The sequence below is a fragment of the Microbacterium sp. ZW CA_36 genome, assembly GCF_044987475.1.
Taxonomy (GTDB): Bacteria; Actinomycetota; Actinomycetes; order Actinomycetales; family Microbacteriaceae; genus Microbacterium.
In genome coordinates, this window is the sequence record NZ_JBJDRL010000003.1 from 28,118 (window position 1) to 45,777 (window position 17,660).

Annotated in this window: 14 protein-coding genes; 5 read left to right on the plus strand and 9 right to left on the minus strand. The window is 69.7% G+C overall.

From position 1 onward, the window contains the following. The first annotated feature begins 277 nt into the window (after positions 1 to 277). Positions 278 to 901: a vitamin K epoxide reductase family protein gene (locus ACI3KX_RS02715; protein WP_404907580.1), complete on the plus strand. Its 624-nt coding sequence runs from the start codon at positions 278 to 280 to the stop codon at positions 899 to 901. 36 nt (positions 902 to 937) lie between these two features. Here the strand turns inward: ACI3KX_RS02715 and ndk are convergent, their stop codons facing one another. The 4 genes from ndk to ileS are packed head-to-tail and all read right to left on the minus strand — an operon-like array spanning position 938 to position 6,527. Then, positions 938 to 1,354: a nucleoside-diphosphate kinase gene (gene ndk, locus ACI3KX_RS02720; protein WP_308867112.1), complete on the minus strand. Its 417-nt coding sequence runs from the start codon at positions 1,352 to 1,354 to the stop codon at positions 938 to 940. A gap of 24 nt (positions 1,355 to 1,378) precedes the next feature. Beyond that, the gene (locus ACI3KX_RS02725; protein WP_349427408.1) at positions 1,379 to 1,774 is read right to left on the minus strand and encodes a DUF4233 domain-containing protein; all 396 of its coding nucleotides are present in this window, start codon (positions 1,772 to 1,774) and stop codon (positions 1,379 to 1,381) included. Further along, positions 1,771 to 3,129, minus strand: a complete 1,359-nt coding sequence (locus ACI3KX_RS02730) for a folylpolyglutamate synthase/dihydrofolate synthase family protein (protein WP_363357289.1) — start codon at positions 3,127 to 3,129, stop codon at positions 1,771 to 1,773. The genes ACI3KX_RS02725 and ACI3KX_RS02730 overlap by 4 nt, the downstream gene beginning before the upstream one ends. Continuing rightward, positions 3,126 to 6,527 carry an isoleucine--tRNA ligase gene (gene ileS / locus ACI3KX_RS02735; protein WP_404907582.1) on the minus strand — a complete coding sequence of 1,134 codons (3,402 nt, stop codon included), beginning with the start codon at positions 6,525 to 6,527 and terminating at the stop codon, positions 3,126 to 3,128. Before ileS ends, ACI3KX_RS02730 begins: the two co-directional genes overlap by 4 nt. 318 nt (positions 6,528 to 6,845) lie before the next feature. On the opposite strand from ileS, the gene ACI3KX_RS02740 reads away from it, so the two are divergent. The 3 genes from ACI3KX_RS02740 to ACI3KX_RS02750 all read left to right on the plus strand — a co-directional run bounded on the left by ACI3KX_RS02740 (position 6,846) and on the right by ACI3KX_RS02750 (position 11,188). Further along, positions 6,846 to 8,195, plus strand: a complete 1,350-nt coding sequence (locus tag ACI3KX_RS02740) for an MFS transporter (protein WP_404907584.1) — start codon at positions 6,846 to 6,848, stop codon at positions 8,193 to 8,195. A 148-nt stretch (positions 8,196 to 8,343) separates the two neighbouring features. Continuing rightward, positions 8,344 to 10,938: a valine--tRNA ligase gene (valS, locus tag ACI3KX_RS02745; RefSeq protein ID WP_404907586.1), complete on the plus strand. Its 2,595-nt coding sequence runs from the start codon at positions 8,344 to 8,346 to the stop codon at positions 10,936 to 10,938. A 1-nt stretch (position 10,939) separates the two neighbouring features. After that, entirely contained in the window at positions 10,940 to 11,188 is a 249-nt protein-coding gene (locus ACI3KX_RS02750; RefSeq protein WP_363357285.1) for a hypothetical protein, read from the plus strand. 8 nt (positions 11,189 to 11,196) lie between these two features. Here the strand turns inward: ACI3KX_RS02750 and ACI3KX_RS02755 are convergent, their stop codons facing one another. Genes ACI3KX_RS02755 through ACI3KX_RS02765 form a run of 3 tightly spaced genes read right to left on the minus strand, consistent with a single transcriptional unit; the run spans position 11,197 to position 13,441 of the window. Next, the gene (locus ACI3KX_RS02755) at positions 11,197 to 12,582 is read right to left on the minus strand and encodes an MFS transporter (protein ID WP_404907588.1); all 1,386 of its coding nucleotides are present in this window, start codon (positions 12,580 to 12,582) and stop codon (positions 11,197 to 11,199) included. Next, the gene (locus ACI3KX_RS02760; RefSeq protein ID WP_349427401.1) at positions 12,579 to 12,809 is read right to left on the minus strand and encodes a hypothetical protein; all 231 of its coding nucleotides are present in this window, start codon (positions 12,807 to 12,809) and stop codon (positions 12,579 to 12,581) included. Before ACI3KX_RS02760 ends, ACI3KX_RS02755 begins: the two co-directional genes overlap by 4 nt. Then, positions 12,806 to 13,441, minus strand: coding sequence for a helix-turn-helix domain-containing protein (locus ACI3KX_RS02765; RefSeq protein WP_349427400.1), 636 nt, complete (start codon positions 13,439 to 13,441; stop codon positions 12,806 to 12,808). Before ACI3KX_RS02765 ends, ACI3KX_RS02760 begins: the two co-directional genes overlap by 4 nt. Positions 13,442 to 13,547: 106 nt before the next feature. On the opposite strand from ACI3KX_RS02765, the gene ACI3KX_RS02770 reads away from it, so the two are divergent. Then, positions 13,548 to 15,599 carry a M3 family metallopeptidase gene (locus ACI3KX_RS02770; protein WP_404907591.1) on the plus strand — a complete coding sequence of 684 codons (2,052 nt, stop codon included), beginning with the start codon at positions 13,548 to 13,550 and terminating at the stop codon, positions 15,597 to 15,599. Positions 15,600 to 15,605: 6 nt separating this feature from the next. Here the strand turns inward: ACI3KX_RS02770 and ACI3KX_RS02775 are convergent, their stop codons facing one another. Then, positions 15,606 to 16,676: an alpha/beta fold hydrolase gene (locus ACI3KX_RS02775; RefSeq protein WP_404907593.1), complete on the minus strand. Its 1,071-nt coding sequence runs from the start codon at positions 16,674 to 16,676 to the stop codon at positions 15,606 to 15,608. Positions 16,677 to 16,745: 69 nt separating this feature from the next. Further along, complete coding sequence (locus ACI3KX_RS02780; protein ID WP_404907595.1) at positions 16,746 to 17,573, minus strand: hypothetical protein; 828 nt, start codon at positions 17,571 to 17,573, stop codon at positions 16,746 to 16,748. Between the last annotated feature and the right edge of the window lie 87 nt (positions 17,574 to 17,660).

Sequence of the window (17,660 nt, forward strand, 5' to 3'; positions counted from 1 at the left end):
ATGCCCACCGGACGGGGCGGTGCCGCGAACTCACTCGGTCTGCAGCGGATATCCGGCGCTAGGCGGATGCTCGCGCTGCCAAGGGCATTCGTCGCCCTGAAGTCTTCTGGTGATGATCGTCACGGCGCGGCCGCGAGTCATCGACCCCCATTATCGCACTTCCCCCGCCAGAATGCCCATTCGCACCGCGCGAGCGTCTTCCCCACGCCGCGGCGTGGGGATTTGCCACGGCGCCCGGTGCGGCATCCGTGCAGATCGCGATGCCATAATCCGAGTCATGCCCGAGCAGCAGACCCACACCCGTCCCACGGGACTCGCCATCTGGCTCGTGATCGCCGGTGTCGTCGGGTGGTGGGCGGCCTTCTCGCTCACGGTCGAGAAATTCCACGCACTCGCGAATCCCGACGCGATCGCGTCGTGCGACCTCAGCGTCCTGGTGCAGTGCACCGCGAACCTCGACTCGTGGCAGGGAAGCATCTTCGGCTTCCCCAACCCCATCCTCGGAATCACCGGTTGGGTCGCGCCGATCGTCGTCGGCACGGCGATCCTCGCGCGCGCCCGGTTCGCGCGGTGGTTCTGGTGGTGCTTCTGGCTGGGGATCGCCTTCGCATTCGGACTCGTGATCTGGCTCATCGGCCAGAGCATCTACGCCCCCAACCTGCACACGCTGTGCCCGTGGTGCATGGTCACCTGGTCGGTGACCATTCCCACGTTCTACGCGGTGACACTGCACCTCCTGCGGGCCGGACTCGTTCCCGCATCGGAGGGGGTGCGCGCCGCCGCCGACCGGCTCATGGCATGGGTCCCTCTGGCCGCCATCGTCAGCTACGCGATCATCCTGCTGCTCGCGCAGCTCGAGATGAACGCGGTCGTCAACATCTGGCAGACGCTGTTCGGCTGACCGCCGGAGTCTCCGGGCGGCCAGCCGACGAGCTGATCAGCCGAACCAGATCTCGAGTTCGCGCGCCGCGGACTCGGTGCTGTCTGAGCCGTGCACGAGGTTCTGCTGCACCTTGAGGCCCCAGTCGCGGCCGAAGTCGCCGCGGATGGTGCCGGGGGCGGCCGTGGTGGGATCGGTCGTGCCCGCCAGCGACCGGAAGCCTTCGATGACGCGGTTCCCCGCCAGGCGGATCGCGACCGAGGGGCCGGACATCATGAACTCGACCAGCGGCTCGTAGAACGGCTTGCCCTCGTGCTCGGCGTAGTGGCGCTCGAGGGTCTCGCGATCGGGCTCCACGAGACGGATGTCGACGAGGGCGTATCCCTTCGCCTCGATACGGGCGAGGATCGCGCCGGTGAGGCCGCGTGCGACGCCGTCGGGCTTGACGAGGACGAGGGTCTCTTCGGTGGCCATGCGGGTCTCCGTTTCGGATCGGGGTTATGAGGGGGGATTCGCCGCGAGCCGCGCGTTGCGCCGGTCCAGAGCAGCTCCCTTGATCGTCGCATATCCGTACATGGTGCCGAAAATGAGGGCGACGATCGCCAGCGCCGGCACCAGGAACGCACCGAGTGCGATGATCCCCTGCAGCACCCATCCGAGCACGATGCCCCAGCGGTAGCGCACCACCCGGGTCGTTGCGATCATCAGCAGCGCGAGCACGGTGCCGGCGACCACGCCCCACCACGGCGCGATCGGCGCAGGGAGGGCCCCGAGTCCGTAGATCACGAGTCCCGCCAGGAAGGCGATGATGGACTCGAATCCCAGCACGATCGTCGCGAGCGACTCGGCCGCCCCGCGCGGGCGCCGGGTCCGGGGTGCGTGTTCTGCGCTCATTCGCTCCACCCGGCCTTCCAGTCCTCCGCCGCAGCGAGGGTCAGCGCCTCACCGGCGAGCACCACGGAACCGGCGATCACGACAGCGCGGCGATCGGATGCCGCTGCCCACGCCCGCGCCGCCTCGGCGGCTTCCGCGAGATCGCGATGCACCGAGACGCGCAGGTCGTGCGCCTCAGCGAGGTCGGCGATCGCGTCGGCGTCCTCGGCTCGGTCCGAGTCGGGCGCGGTGGCGAACACGTGCGCGGCGACGGGAGCGATCTCCGCGACGATGCCCGCCGCGTCCTTGTCGGACAGCACACCGAGCACGACACCCCACTCGTCGAAGTCGAAGGCCTCCCGCAGCGCGGTCACGAGCGCACGGGCGCCGTGCGGGTTGTGCGCCGCGTCGACGAGCACCGTCGGGCTCGCGCCGACAAGCTGCAGGCGCCCGGGCGAGGTCGCGCCGCCGAGGCCGTCCGCGAGCACATCGGCCGCGATGGGCTGGGAGCCGCCTCCGACGAGGGACTCGACCGCCGCGATGGCGAGAGCGGCGTTGAAGCCCTGGTGAGCCCCGTACAGCGGCAGGTACTCGTCCTCGTAGGTAGCGGCGAGCCCACGCACGGTGATCTGCTGCCCCCCGACGGCCAGCCGCTGCTGGGCCAGCGCGAACTCGGCGCCCTCGAAGGCGATCGAGGCGCCGCGCGCGGCGGCGGCCGAACGGAGCACGGCCTGGGCGGCGGCATCCTGCCGCGCCGAGACGACCGCCGCGCCGTCCTTGATGATGCCGGCCTTCACCGTCGCGATCTCGGCGATGGTGTCGCCCAGGCGGTCGGCGTGATCGAGGTCGATCGGCGCGAAGACCGCCACGTCGCCGTCGGCGCTGTTGGTCGAGTCCCATGAGCCGCCCATGCCCACCTCGAGCACGAGCACGTCGATCGGCGCGTCGGCGAACGCGACGAACGCGAGCACCGTGAGCAGCTCGAAGAACGTGAGCCGCGCGTCGTCGTTCGCCGCCAGCTCGGCGTCCACGAGGTCGACGAACGGCGCGATCTCGTCCCACGCGTCCGCCACGGCGGCATCGTCGATGGGCTCGCCGTCGATCATGATGCGCTCCGTGAAGCGCTCTAGATGCGGACTGGTGAACAGCCCGGTCCGCAGGCCATGGGCGCGCACGAGGCTCTCGATCATGCGGCTGGTCGACGTCTTGCCGTTGGTGCCGGTGACGTGGACGACGCGGTAGGTCTTCTGCGGGTCGTCGAGCAGCTCGAGCACGCGGCGGGTGCGCTCGACGCGCGGCTGCACCCACTGCTCTCCCTGCCGCTGCAGCAGCGCCTCGTAGACGGCGTCGGCCCTCCGGCGCTCGCGATCGCTCATGCCGAGACCCCCGTCCGGCCGACCGAGACGGTGAAGGCGCCGCGGTTGGCATAGGTTCCCGCGTCGATCACCGCCTCGTACTCCACGGGTGCGCGACCGTCGCCCGAGCCGATCAGCTCCACGACGCGGGAGCGCACCGCATGCGTGACGGCGAGGGTCTCGCCGGCCACGTTCGCGACATCGAATGCGGCGGCGACCGCCTCGGCGTCCGCGGCGTCGTCGAATAGCAGGCCGAGCCCGATGCGATCGCTGACGTCGAAGCCGGCCGCCTTGCGGGTATCCTGCACGGCGCGGATGACATCGCGGGCCAGGCCCTCGGCCTCGAGCTCGGGCGTCGTCGTGGTGTCCAGCAGCACGAAGCCGTCGCCCGAGAGCAGCGCGATGGCGGTGCCGTCGGCGACGCCGCCCGCCTCGAGGGTGAGGTCGTACTCCCCCGGCTCCAGGGCGATGCCGTCGACCACCACGCCGCCGTCGCGTTCCTCCCAGACGCCCGCCTTGGCGCCGGCGATGACATGCTGCACCTGCTTGCCGAGGCGCGGGCCTGCGGCTCGCGCATTCACGCTGAGGCGCTTGCTGATGCCATAGCGTGTCGAGACGTCGTCACCCAGCTCGATCAGCTCGACCGACTTCACGTTGAGCTCGTCGCGCAGGATGCCGTCGAACTGGGCGAGCGACGCGGCATCCGCCACCGCCACGGTCAGTGCCGGCAGCGGCAGGCGTACGCGACGGCCCTCCTTCTTGCGGAGGGCGTTCGCCACGCTGGATGCCTCGCGCACGGCGTCCATCGCGGTGCGGATGTCGTCCGCGGCGGGGAACGCGTCGGCGTCCGGCCAGTCCTGAAGGTGCACGCTGCGGCCCCCGGTGAGGCCCTGCCAGAACTTCTCGGCGACGAGCGGGATCAGCGGCGCCGCGACGCGGGTCAGCGTCTCGAGCACCGTGTACAGCGTGTCGAACGCCTCTCGGCTCTTCGGGTCGTCGGAGACGCCGACCCAGAAACGGTCACGCGAGCGGCGGATGTACCAGTTCGTCAGCGCTTCGGCGAAGTCGCGGAGCTTCGCCGCGGCGAGCGTCGAGTCCAGCACCTCGAGGTCGGCGGCGACATCGCGCACGAGGTCGCCCGCGAGCGCCAGGATGTAGCGGTCCAGCACGTCGGTCGAGTCGGTGCGCCACGAGGCCTGGTAGCCCTCGCCGGTCGCGCCGCCGGCCGCGTTGGCGTAGGTCGCGAAGAAGTACCAGGCGTTCCACAGCGGCAGCAGGAACTCGCGCACGCCGGCGCGGATGCCCTCCTCGGTGACGATGAGGTTGCCGCCGCGCAGCACCGAGCTCGACATGAGGAACCAGCGCATCGCGTCGGAACCGTCGCGGTCGAAGACCTCGCTGACGTCGGGATAGTTCTGCAGCGACTTCGACATCTTGAGCCCGTCGCTGCCGAGCACGATGCCGTGGCACGAGACGCCCGTGAACGCAGGCCGGTCGAACAGCGCGGTCGACAGCACGTGCATCACGTAGAACCAGCCGCGCGTCTGCCCGATGTACTCGACGATGAAGTCGGCGGGCGAATGCTCGTCGAACCACTGCTGGTTCTCGAACGGATAGTGCACCTGGGCATATGGCATCGAGCCGGAGTCGAACCAGACGTCGAAGACGTCCTCGATGCGGCGCATCGTGCTCTTGCCGGTCGGGTCGTCGGGATTCGGGCGCGTCAGGTCGTCGATGTACGGCCGGTGCAGATCGACCTCTCCCTCCGCGTTGCGCGGCAGGCGGCCGAAGTCCCGCTCCAGATCCTCCAGCGAGCCGTAGACGTCGACGCGCGGGTGCTCCGGGTCGTCGCTCTTCCACACCGGGATCGGCGAGCCCCAGTAGCGGTTGCGGCTGACGGACCAGTCGCGCGCCCCCTCGAGCCACTTGCCGAACTGCCCGTGCTTGACGTTCTCGGGCACCCAGGTGATCTGCTCGTTGTTCGCGAGCATGCGGTCCTTGATGTCGGTGACGCGGATGAACCAGCTCGACACCGCGCGGTAGATGAGCGGGTTGCGGCACCGCCAGCAGTGCGGGTACGAGTGCTCGTAGCTCGCCTCGCGGAGGAGTCGCCCCTCCTGGCGGAGCAGCCGGATGAGCGGGCGGTTGGCGTCCATCCAGAGCTGCCCGGCGACATCCGTGACCTGCGGCAGGAAGCGTCCGCCGTCATCGAGGCTCATGATGAGCGGGATGCCGGCGGCCTCTGTCACCCGCTGGTCGTCCTCACCGAAGGCCGGGGCCTGGTGCACGATGCCGGTGCCGTCGCCGGTGGTGACGTAGTCGTCGACGAGGATGCGCCACGCACGCTGCGTGCCCCAGATCGAGGCATCCGCGTAGTAGTCGAACAGGCGGTCGTACGTGACGTCCTCGAGCTCCGTCCCGAGGACGGTCTGCTCGACGGCTTCGCGCGCGGCCTCCGCGGAGTCGTAGCCGAGGTCCTTCGCGTACCCCGCGAGGAGCTCCTCGGCGAGGAGATAGCGGTGCGACTCCGCTTCGGCGGGCTCGTCGTCGCGGTGCACATCGGCCGCCCCGTGGGGTCCCCCGGGCACGACCACGTAGCGGATGCCGGGGCCGACGGCGAGGGCGAGATTCGTGGGCAGGGTCCACGGCGTCGTCGTCCAGGCGAGCGCGCGCACGCCGGTGAGGCCGAGCGCCTCCGCCTTCAGGCCCGTCAGCGGGAACGTGATCGTCACCGACGGGTCCTGACGCATCTTGTAGACGTCGTCGTCCATCCGCAGCTCGTGTGCCGAGAGCGGTGTCTCGTCGCGCCAGCAGTACGGCAGGACACGGTGGCCCTCATAGGCCAGACCCTTGTCGTAGATCGTCTTGAACGCCCACAGCACGGACTCCATGTAGGTGAGGTCCAGCGTCTTGTAGCCCCGCTCGAAGTCGACCCAGCGCGCCTGCCGGGTGACGTAGTCCTCCCACTCGCGCGTGTAGGCGAGCACCGATTCGCGGGACTTGGCATTGAACGCGGCGATGCCCATGGCCTCGATCTCGCTCTTCTCGGTGATGCCGAGCTGCTTCATCGCCTCCAGTTCGGCGGGCAGTCCGTGCGTGTCCCAGCCGAACACGCGGTCGACCTTCTTGCCGCGCATGGTCTGGAAGCGCGGGAAGACGTCCTTGGCGTAGCCGGTGAGGAGGTGGCCGTAGTGGGGCAGTCCGTTGGCGAACGGCGGACCGTCGTAGAAGACCCACTCGTCGGCGCCGTCGCGCTGCTCGATCGAGGCGCGGAAGGTCTGGTCGGCCTTCCAGAACGCGAGGATCTCGCGCTCGATGTCGGGGAAGCGGGGGCTCGGGACGACGGGACTCGCTCCGGTCCCCGGGCGTGCCGAGGCATCGGCCGCAGGTCCGAAGGCGGAGGGGCGGGGGTAGGTCATCTTCTCTCGCAGGTGCTCGCTCGTGTGCTTCCTGCGGGGACGATATGCCTGGAACGGTGACCAGACGTACCGCGGTACCACCCTGCTTTGACGTCTCGGTCCTTCGACGGGGCCGAGCTGCCCTCTCTCACTGCGGCTGTGACGGGCCTGACCCGCTCGGTTCTAGTGGGGAATCCGCGTGAGCGGACACCTGTTCTTCCGAGAGCTCCCCGGTGATGGCCGGATCGACGCTGCTGGGACGAGTCTACCGTGGCTGTGCAAGGGGGGAATGCGGAGCACGGCGACGGGGTTTCTGGACTCGTGCCAAGATTGACATCCGTGACCGCAGCAGCACCCGAATCCGCTCTGGTTCCCGAATCCACCCCGACGCGCAGAGTCGCGTGGGCCTCGATGGTGGGAACCTCGCTCGAATCCTTCGACTTCTACCTCTTCGCCTACTTCTCGGCGTTCTTCGTCGGGCCGCTGTTCTTCGACCCGCTCGGGCAGTTCGGCGCCACGAGCGCGGCGTTCCTGACGATCGCGCTCGCCTTCGTGGTGCGCCCCATCGGTGCCGTGATCTTCGGCTACATGGGCGACCGCGTCGGCCGCAGGGCCACCCTGCTGTGGACCGTGGGCATCATGGGCGTCGCGACCGGGTTGATCGGCCTCCTGCCGACCTACGCGCAGGCGGGCTGGCTCGGAGCCGTCCTCCTGATCGTGCTGCGCATCGTGCAGGGCCTGTCCCTGGGCGGCGAGTGGGGCGGATCGATCCTCATCGCGACCGAGAACTCCGGCCCGGTCAAGCGCGCGTTCTACGCCGCGATCCCCCAGCTCGGCTCCCCCGTCGGATCGATCCTCTCGGCGGCCGTGTTCATCGTCCTCACCGCGGTGCTCCCCGCCGAGCAGATCGCCGAGTGGGGATGGCGCATCCCGTTCCTCCTCGCCATCCCGCTGCTGCTGGTGTCGCTGTACCTGCGCTGGTCGATCTCCGAGACACCCGTGTTCGAGGGCGTCGTGGCGGAGGGGCGCCGCGATCGCATCCCGTTCATCACGATGTTCGCCAAGCGCCCCGGCGCGATGGCGATCGCGATCGGCGCTGCCCTGCTGGGCATCGGGTCGTACTCGCTCATGAACACCTACACCGTCAACTACGGGGTGGAGCAGCTGGGTTTCAGCTTCCAGGACCTGCTCATCGCGACCACGATCGGCGGCCTCCTGCAGCTCGTGACCATCCCGCTGTTCGGGGGGTGGGCGTCGCGCATCGGGTCGGCACGCGTCGTCCTGTGGGGTGCGGTCGGCACTCTGCTCATCACGTTCCCGATGTATTTCCTCCTCCAGTTCGCCACGTTCCCGATCCTGGTCGCGACGATGCTCATCGGCGGGATCCTTCCGACGATGGCGTGGGCGGCACTCGGCGGGCTGATGAACGACCTCTTCCCCGACCGGTTCCGCTACTCTGCCCTGTCGTTCGCGTACGCGCTGGCGGCGACGATCAGCGGATTCGTCCCGTTCCTCACACTCACCCTCGGCGAGGCGACCGGCTACGCGTGGTGGCATCCCGGCGTGATCCTGGCGATCATGTCGGCGGTCACGCTCGTGTCGGCCTGGCTCGCCGCGCGGCGCGCCGTCGAGCCGGAACTCGCGACCGACCCGGCCAGCGCGACCGCGACGGCGACGGCGACGGCCTGAATCCAGACGCGCCCGAGAGCGGACGGATGCCGGCTGTCGCGGCATCCGCCCGCTTTTCCGGGTCGAGCGCAGCCGGGCTAGAATCGAGCGTCATCCCACACTCAGGCACGCTCACACAGTGCCGCACATATCGCTCGAGGAGTTCCGCATGACCGACGGCCGCCCCGCACAGGGACAGATTCCGGACAAGCCCGCACTGGAGGGCCTCGAGGACAAGTGGGATGCCGCGTGGTCCGAGCAGGGCACGTACCTGTTCGATCGCGTTCGCGCCGCCGAGGTGGGCCGCGAGGGCGTGTACTCGGTCGACACTCCCCCGCCGACCGCGTCGGGCAGTCTCCACATCGGACACGTCTTCTCGTTCACGCACACCGATCTCAAGGTGCGCTACGAGCGCATGCGCGGCAAGACGGTGTTCTACCCGATGGGATGGGACGACAACGGCCTGCCCACCGAGCGTCGTGTGCAGAACTACTACGGCGTGCGCTGCGACCCGTCGCTGGCGTATGTTCCCGGCTTCACCCCTCCGTTCGAGGGCGGCGACAACAAGTCCAGCCGCGCCGCCGACCAGGTGCCCGTCAGCCGCCGCAACTTCATCGAGCTGTGCGAGCGGCTCACCGTCGAGGACGAGAAGCACTTCGAGGCGCTGTTCCGCCAGCTGGGACTGAGCGTCGACTGGACGCAGACCTACCGCACCATCTCCGACGACACGATCCGCACCAGTCAGCGGGCGTTCCTGCGCAACCTGGAGCGCGGCGAGGCCTACCAGGACCTCGCGCCCACGATGTGGGACATCGACTTCCGCACGGCGATCGCACAGGCCGAGCTCGAGGAGCGCGAGCAGCCCGCCGCCTTCCACCGCATCGCGTTCCACAAGACGGACGGCTCGGGCGATGTGCACATCGAGACGACGCGTCCCGAGCTGCTTGCGGCCTGCGTCGCGCTGGTCGCGCACCCCGACGACGAGCGCTACCAGCCGCTCTTCGGCACCACCGTGCGCACCCCGCTCTTCGACGTCGAGGTGCCGGTGCTGGCTCACCCGCTCGCCCAGCCCGACAAGGGCTCGGGCATCGCGATGATCTGCACCTTCGGCGACGTGACCGACATCATCTGGTGGCGTGAGCTGAACCTGCCGAACCGGACCATCCTCGGCCTGGACGGTCGTATCGTTCCGGACGCACCGGACGCCATCACAACGGATGGCGGCAAGGCGGCGTACGCCGAGCTGGCCGGCAAGACGGTGTTCTCCGCCAAGAAGCGCGTGGTGGAGCTGTTGCAGGAGTCCGGCGAGCTCATCGGCGACCCGAAGCCGTTCACGCACGTGGTGAAGTTCTACGAGAAGGGCGATCGCCCGATGGAGATCGTCTCGACGCGCCAGTGGTACATCCGCAACGGCGCTCGCGACGAGGCGCTGCGCGAAAAGCTCATCTCGCTCGGCGCCTCGATGTCGTGGCACCCGGACTTCATGCGGGTGCGCTTCGAGAACTGGACGAACGGCCTCACCGGGGACTGGCTGGTGTCGCGTCAGCGCTTCTTCGGCGTGCCGATCCCGGTCTGGTACGCCCTCGACGAGAACGGCGAGCGCGACTACGACCGCGTCATCAGACCCGACGACGCATCGCTGCCTGTCGACCCCTCGACCGATGTGCCGGCCGGGTACACGGCCGACCAGCGCGGAGTGCCGGGCGGTTTCGAGGGTGAGAACGACATCTTCGACACCTGGGCGACCTCGTCGCTGACGCCGCAGCTCGCCGGCGGCTGGGAGCGCGATCCCGAGCTCTGGAACCTCGTCGCGCCGTTCGACCTGCGCCCGCAGGGCCAGGACATCATCCGCACGTGGCTGTTCTCGACGCTGCTCCGCAGCGCCCTCGAGGACGACCGCGCGCCGTGGACGGATGCCGCGATCTCGGGCTTCATCGTGGATCCCGACCGCAAGAAGATGTCGAAGTCGAAGGGCAACGTCGTCACTCCGGCCGACATCCTCTCGCAGCACGGCTCGGACGCGGTGCGGTACTGGGCGGCGTCGAGCCGTCTCGGCACCGACGCGGCGTTCGACCCGCAGAACCCGACGCAGGTGAAGATCGGCCGTCGCCTCGCGATCAAGGTGCTCAACGCGGCGAAGTTCGTGCTGTCGTTCCCCGTACCCGCGGACGCGCAGGTGACCCACGCGCTGGACGCCTCGATGCTCACCGCCCTGGACGCGGTCGTGCGCGATGCGACCAAGGCGCTGGACGCCTACGACCACGCCCGTGCGCTCGAGGTCACCGAGTCGTTCTTCTGGACCTTCTGCGACGACTACCTCGAGCTGGTCAAGGAGCGCGCCTACAACCAGGCCGACGTGGGCCAGCCATCCGCGGCGCTCGCGCTGCGCATCGCGCTGTCCACGCTCCTGCGCCTGTTCGCCCCGGTGCTCGCGTTCGCGGCCGAGGAATCGTGGTCGTGGTTCAACGACAGCTCGGTGCACAACGCCGAGTGGCCGGAGCCGCTCGGCATCGAGGGCGACCCGGCGGTGCTCAGCATCGTCGGCGAGGCGCTCATCGGGGTGCGCCGCGCGAAGACCGAGGCGAAGGTGTCGCAGAAGGCGGAGGTGTCGCAGGTCACGATCGCAGCTCCGGCCGAGGCCATCGCGGTGCTGCGACTCGCGGAGGGCGACCTCAAGGCCGTCGGGCGCATCGCCGAGATCGCCTATGCGGAGGCCGACGCCCTGTCGGTGTCGGAGATCGAACTCGTCCCCCAGGAGGCGTGACATGCAGCTCGGAACGCGCTGGACCTCGGGCGACGAACCACCTCAAGCGGTGCCTGAGGCGCTGCGCCGCGGCATCCGCTCCGTCGACGAGACGATCCCGGGCGACCAGCTCGGTCAGCCGCGGCCGCGCTGGACCCTCACCTGGCTCGAGGGCAAGCCGATCGCGGAGCTCGACACCGGGGTGATCGTGACGCTCGACGCCGACGGCGAAGCCGTCGCCCGGAACGATCCGGACGACGGCTTCGGGTAGGCCTGGGCTCACTCCTCCGGCGCGTTGTGCGTCGAGGCAGAGAGCAGCAGCCGCACGGCGACCGCGGTCGCGACCAGCGTGACACCGGCGGCGAGCAGGAACGGCAGTCGCAGATCGATGCGCGCCACCCAGCCGCCGAGGAGCGTCGCGAACGGGAAGATGCCCCACGTCAGCGTGCGGCTGATGCCCAGCACGCGGCCGAACAGGTGCCCCGGCACGATCCGCTGACGCAGGGCGCCCCACGGCACGTTCCAGATCGACACCGCTGCCGCCATGATGGCGTACGCGATGGTCGCCGAGATCGCCTCCGGCGCGGCCCACACTCCCGCGAGTCCGACCGCAGCGACGATGTTGGCGCCGAGCATGACCTTGCCGCGTCCGAACTTCGCGACGAGCGACGCCGCGACCAGCGAGCCGCCGAGGCCGCCCAGCCCGATCCCGGCGGTGACGAGCCCGATGGCGGCCGGCGCGACACCGTGCACATCGAGGAAGTAGAGGAACACCGGCGCCTGGGCGAAGGCGAACGCGCAGCCCACGATGGAGGTGAAGACCACCATCGACCGGAGGAAGCGGTGCCGCCAGAGATAGACGAGGGCTTCGCGGGCGGACACGTTCACCGGTGCGGCGGTCTCCGGGGCCTCGATCTCGGCGCTCGCCTCGACGTCGGCGTCCATATCGGCCGCTGCGAGCGGCTCGCCGGCGGCGACCGCTGCCTCTGCCGTCGACGCCGCGCTCTTGCCCGTCGGAGCCTCGGCCCGCAACGGGCGCGCGGCCGACAGCGGCAGCATCACCGCGAGGACGATGGGGATGAGGTAGCCCGCGGCCCCGACCCAGAGCGGCAGCGCGAGCGCGACGGCGAACAGGACGCCGCCGATGGGAGCGGCGATGAAGCTGTCGATAGTGATCTGCGCTGCCTGCAGCCAGCCGTTGGCACGGTCCAGCGCGGGGCGCTGCACCACGCTCGGGACGATGGAGTTGGTCGCGTTGTCGAAGAGAGTCTCCCCCAGGCCGAACACGAGCACGCCGGCGAACAGCCACCAGATGCTGATGGCGCCCGTGACCGTGAGGGCGGCGAGCCCGACGGCGGCGAGCCCGCGAAGGCCGTTGGCGATCGCCATGACCCATCGGCGATCGAACCGGTCGACGATCATGCCCGCAGGCAGTCCGAAGACGAGCCACGGCAGGAACGCCAGGGCGCTGAGCGCGGAGATCGCGAGCGGGTCGCGGGTGAGCGTGGTCGCGATCAGCGGGACGGCGACGCGGCCGACCCCGTCCGCGAGGTTGCTGAAAGCCGCAGCCGTCCACAGCTTGCCGAAGTCGCGGCCGAGCGGGACCCTGCGTGCCCGCCCGGCCGGCGTCCCCGGCCGCTCGACGGTGTCGATGCTCTCGCTCATCGCGGGAGCATCCCCGTCGCCGCGAGCGCCTCGGCGTCGCGTCGTGCGCCGCTCACGGCGGTCTGTGCGGCCAGTGCGCCGCGTCGTTCGGCGCCGTCCCGCCGCTCGACGCGCGCGATCACGTACGCGTCGATAGCGGATGCCGCGCGCAGCAGCGCGCGGTCGAATCGTGTGGCCGATGCATCGAAGCCGCGTGCCGCGAGTTCGCCTGCCGTGATGGTGGTCATGACTGTCCTCCTAGTTGCGGAAGCGGGAAGACGTCAGCCCGGATGGTGACGGGGCGTACGTTCTCGCCGGTCTGGTTGCGGTAGTTGTCCACGGCCTCGTCGATCAGGGCCATGATCTTGAGAGTCAGTTCTTTGCTCTGCTCGGGTGTGAGTCGCGCCGTGGCCGTGGAGATGAGCGTGCCGTCCTGCCAGAGCTCGTCCTCACCGCCGATCCCCCGGTTGACGAACTCGAGCAGCTGATCGTTGCGGTTGCGCAGGAACTCGTTCATGACCACCTGGGTCGCGGCACGGCCGGCCGGAGTGGACATCGCGTCGGGGTTGGCGAACGACACGCCCCCGACCGGACGCTCCCACCACCGTTCGCGGCCGGTGCCGCGATCGGGGGCCTCCCGGATGAGGTCCTGCTTGGCGAGTGCGCGCAGGTGGTAGCTCGTCGAGCCGCTGGACTCGCCCAGCCGCTCGGCGAGGGAGCTGGCCGTCTGCGGGCCGTACTGGCTGAGGATGTCGTAGATCCTCACGCGGAGGGGGTGCGCGAGTGCGCGCAGGGCGCCGGAGTCGAGGACCCGATCCTCGTTGTGACGCTGTTCGCTGCGGGCCGCGGCATCCGCCTGCTGCTCCTCGTTCTCTGCCATGTCCCCCAGAGTAGCGATGCAAAGATCTCTTTGCAAGGGTTTCTTTGCAATCATCTGTTTGCAAAGAGATCTCGGCATGCACGGCCGCGTGACTAGGCTGGACGCCATGCCGAACGACAACCCGCTTCTCGCGCCCAGCTCACTCCCCTACGGGCTTCCGGACTACGCCGCGATCCTCCCCGAGCACTACCTGCCCGCGTTCGAGCAGGCTTTCGCGGCACACACCGCCGAGGTCTCGGCGATCACCCGGGTGCGGTCCATGCCGACGTTCGAGAACACCCTCGTCCCGCTCGAGGAGAGCGGGCGTCTCCTGGGCGATGTCGCACGGACGTTCTACACGGTGTCATCGGCGGACGCGACGGACGACATCCAGCAGATCGAGGAGCAGCTCGCGCCGCTGATGTCGGCCCACCAGGACTCGATCCAGCTCGACTCGGCGCTGTACTGGCGCATCAAGACGATCTACGATCAGCTCGATCAGCTCGACCTCACGCCGGAGCAGCGGTATCTCGTCGAACGCCACCACACGGAGATGTCCCACGCCGGCGCCGGCCTCGACGACGAGGCGAAGAAGCACCTCATCGAGCTGAACCAGCGCGTCTCGACCCTCACCACGCAGTTCGAGAAGAACCTGCTCGCCGACACGAACGACCTGGCGGTCGTCTTCGACGACGCGACGGAGCTCGACGGACTCTCCGAGGGCGAGCTGTCCGCAGCGGCACAGGCGGCGTCCGATCGCGGCCTCGACGGCAAGTGGGTCGTCACACTGACGCTCTTCACCGGCCACCCCTACCTCTCGAGCCTCACCGACAGGGAATCCCGTGCACGACTGCTGACGGCATCCCGTTCCCGCGGCTCTCGCGGCAACGAGCACGACAACCGAGCCACTCTGCTCGAGATCGTGCGCCTGCGCGCAGAGCGCGCGGCGCTCCTCGGCTACGACTCGCACGCGGCCTACATCACGTCGGACGAGACCGCGGGCTCCCCCGCAGCAGTGCACGACCTGCTCCGCCAGCTCGCGGTGCCCGCAGCCCGCAACGCGCGCAGGGAGCAGGAGAAGCTGCAGGCGATCATCGACGCCGGTGGCGACCCGTTCCCCCTGGAAGCGCACGACTGGGCGTTCTGCACCGAGAAGGTGAGGGCGGCGGAGTACGACCTCGACCGGTCTGCGCTGCGCCCGTGGTTCGAGGCCGAGCGCGTACTTCAGGACGGCGTGTTCCGCGCGGCCAGCGATCTCTACGGCATCACCTTCACCGAGCGCGGCGATCTCGGCGGCTATCACCCCGATACGCGCGTCTTCGAGGTTCACAACGCCGACGGATCGGCACTCGGGCTCTACATCCTCGACCTGTACACCCGCGACACGAAGCGCGGCGGCGCGTGGATGAACTCGATCGTCCTGCAGTCGCGCCTGCGCGGCACGCAGCCCATCGTGGTCAACAACCTGAACGTCCCGAAGCCCGCGGCGGGGCGTCCGACGCTTCTGAGCCTCGACGAGGTGACGACGCTGTTCCACGAGTTCGGCCACGCGCTCCACGGCCTGTTCGCGACGGTGACGTACCCGCACTTCGCGGGCACCAACGTCTACCGCGACTTCGTCGAGTTCCCGAGCCAGGTCAACGAGATGTGGATCTACTGGCCCGAGATCCTGGCTTCGTACGCCCGCCACATCGACACGGATGAGCCGCTCCCGACCGAGATCGTCGAGAAGCTGCACGCCTCGGAGGCGTTCAACCAGGGCTTCGCGACGAGCGAGTACCTTGCGGCGGCGTGGCTCGACCAGGCCTGGCACTCGCTCTCCGTCGACGAGGTGTCGGCAGACCTCGACGTCGCTGCGTTCGAGGCCGCGGCCCTGGCCGACATCGGTCTCGACAACCCTGTCGTGCCGACGCGGTACTCGTCGACGTACTTCGCGCATGTGTTCTCGGGTGGCTACAGCGCGGGCTACTACTCCTACATCTGGAGCGAGGTCCTGGACGCCGACACCGTCGAGTGGTTCCGTGAGAACGGCGGCCTGCGTCGGGAGAACGGCGATCGTTTCCGCGGCCGCCTCCTGGGCGTCGGCGGATCGAAGGATCCGCTCGAGGCCTACCGGGACTTCCGCGGGCGGGATGCGGAGATCCAGCCGCTGCTGGAGCGCCGCGGCCTCGCCGGCTAGATCCGCCTAAGGAGCGGCGGTGTGGGCGATCGCCCATGCCGCCGCTGCTGCTCGCGAGGGCACTCCGAGCTTGGTGCGCGCGTTGGCGACGTGCCGGTGCACCGTGTGGACGCTGAGGAACAGCTCTGCCGCGATCTGCGCGTCCGTCTTGCCCTGGGAGATCAGCAGGAGCACCTCGCGCTCCCGTGCGGAGATCGGAGACGTCTTCGCGCTCGCTCCATCCGGCGCCGCCATCGCGGGCGGTAGGACGAGGTCGCCGCCGAGCTGTTCCTCAGCGACCGCGTCGAAGGCGAGCGCCCGTCGCAGGAACGCGCTCGCGTCGCCGTGCCACGGGTGGTGATCGGGACCCTCGAGCACTTCCAGGTGCGCGCCCGGGATCGCGGCCGCCGTGGCGGCGCCCAGCGCGAGGGGAATTGCCCGGTCCCCCCGCCGGTGCAACACCAGGGTCGGTGCCCGCACCTGTGGCGCCGCGGCGCGCGCGTCGAACGAGTAGACGGCCTGCAGTCCGGCTGCCGCGGCCGCCGCGGTGGCCGTCGAACGCTGGTGACGCGCGAAGGCGCGGCGCTGCTCCGCAGTCGCGTCAGGGTAGAAGATGTCGGACATCACGCGGGAACTCACCCCCCAGCTCTTGCGCACGAGCTCCACCAGTGCGGCGCGGTCGCCGGGCGAGGCGATCGATGACCCGTCCAGGTACGCTCCCGAGAGGACGAGGCGACGCACACGCTCCGGGTGGCGGGCCGCGAACTGCACGGCGATCGCACAGCCGGACGACCCCGCGAACAGCGTGGCCTGCTCGGCCTCGGCGGCATCGAGCACCGCCTTCATCGCATCGACGTGCGGCTCCAGGCTGTCGGGCGTCTCCGGCCTGGTCCTCGACAACCCGCTCCCCGGCGTGTCCATGCGCAGGACGCGCCGGTGACGCGCCATCGCCTCGACGAAGGTGCGGAAGGGCCCGTACTCCCAATCGCGCTCGAGATGACTCATCCACCAGCCGCCGATGAGCAGCGGCGCGCCGGCGCCCATCTCCGACCACGCGACGTCGTCGGAACCCGACCAGGCGTAGCGGACGGTGGACACGACATCAGTATGGGTCACGGTCCGGCCCGCGGGGAGTGGCCGGAATCGGCCATCCCTCCGCCGATGCCGCTACCAGCGCCACGCCGCGAGGGCCGCGACGCGCGGATGCTTCACAGCGATCCACGTCGCGTCGGCGCGCGCGACCAGTGCCCCACGGCTGTCGACCATCGCGGCCGATGTCTCGTACCGCCGGCCGTGCTGCTCACGCGTCCAGCTGTGGATCACGAGGTGCTCCCCGACGCGCGGGCGGCGCTCCACACGGGCGGTGATCGTGCCCAGCAGGCACAGGATGCGATTCTCGAGCGCGTGGGCGGGGTAGCTCGGGCAGTCGAGCGCGCCCCACACGGCGGGATAGTCGGCAGTGCCGGCGTGCGAGATCCGCGTATCGACGCTCCACGGTGCCGCGAGGCGGCCGGCAGTGCCCTCGAGCGGGCCGAGGGTCACGTGCATGCCGTCCGTGCGGTCCACGCCGCACACCACGCAGTCCGCAAGCGGATGCCGCACGCCTGCCAGCGGGTACCGCGACCGCGCGAGCAGCGCCTCGTCGTACGTCGGCGGAGGCGGTGCCGGGGAGTCGCTGAGCTGACCGGGTCGGGCCAGCGCGATCAGCCGGCCACGATGGTGGACCACTCCCCCACCGCGCCCATCCCCGACGACCGGAAGTTCGAGGCCGAGCGGGATCGGTCGATGCAGGACGACGGTGACCGTCTCCGCGTCAATGTGCTGAGCAAGGGAGCCGGCGGCGAACCCCCCGTTGGCGGAGCGGCGCGGACCGTTCAGCCGTCGATCGAGGAAGATCGTCCCGGTCGGCTCGGCATATTCGGCCGTGCGCGACGGGGCAGCCGGGAGAGTCACCGGCGAGTCGTGGTCGTGGGATGAGAGTGCGAGTGCTGACATGCTTCGAGTAGACGCGTGTCGGCATGACGGGCGCGTCGCCCTTTGCGGCCATTCGCGACTGGCCGAAAACGGCCATGGTGAGCAGCG

Coding starts and splice junctions, on each gene's coding strand:
- ACI3KX_RS02715 (WP_404907580.1), top strand. CDS start 278: ATGCCCGAGCAGCAGACCCACACCCGTCCCACGGGACTCGCCATCTGG.
- ndk (WP_308867112.1), bottom strand. CDS start 1,354: ATGGCCACCGAAGAGACCCTCGTCCTCGTCAAGCCCGACGGCGTCGCA.
- ACI3KX_RS02725 (WP_349427408.1), bottom strand. CDS start 1,774: ATGAGCGCAGAACACGCACCCCGGACCCGGCGCCCGCGCGGGGCGGCC.
- ACI3KX_RS02730 (WP_363357289.1), bottom strand. CDS start 3,129: ATGAGCGATCGCGAGCGCCGGAGGGCCGACGCCGTCTACGAGGCGCTG.
- ileS (WP_404907582.1), bottom strand. CDS start 6,527: ATGACCTACCCCCGCCCCTCCGCCTTCGGACCTGCGGCCGATGCCTCG.
- valS (WP_404907586.1), top strand. CDS start 8,344: ATGACCGACGGCCGCCCCGCACAGGGACAGATTCCGGACAAGCCCGCA.
- ACI3KX_RS02750 (WP_363357285.1), top strand. CDS start 10,940: ATGCAGCTCGGAACGCGCTGGACCTCGGGCGACGAACCACCTCAAGCG.
- ACI3KX_RS02755 (WP_404907588.1), bottom strand. CDS start 12,582: ATGAGCGAGAGCATCGACACCGTCGAGCGGCCGGGGACGCCGGCCGGG.
- ACI3KX_RS02760 (WP_349427401.1), bottom strand. CDS start 12,809: ATGACCACCATCACGGCAGGCGAACTCGCGGCACGCGGCTTCGATGCA.
- ACI3KX_RS02765 (WP_349427400.1), bottom strand. CDS start 13,441: ATGGCAGAGAACGAGGAGCAGCAGGCGGATGCCGCGGCCCGCAGCGAA.
- ACI3KX_RS02770 (WP_404907591.1), top strand. CDS start 13,548: ATGCCGAACGACAACCCGCTTCTCGCGCCCAGCTCACTCCCCTACGGG.
- ACI3KX_RS02780 (WP_404907595.1), bottom strand. CDS start 17,573: ATGTCAGCACTCGCACTCTCATCCCACGACCACGACTCGCCGGTGACT.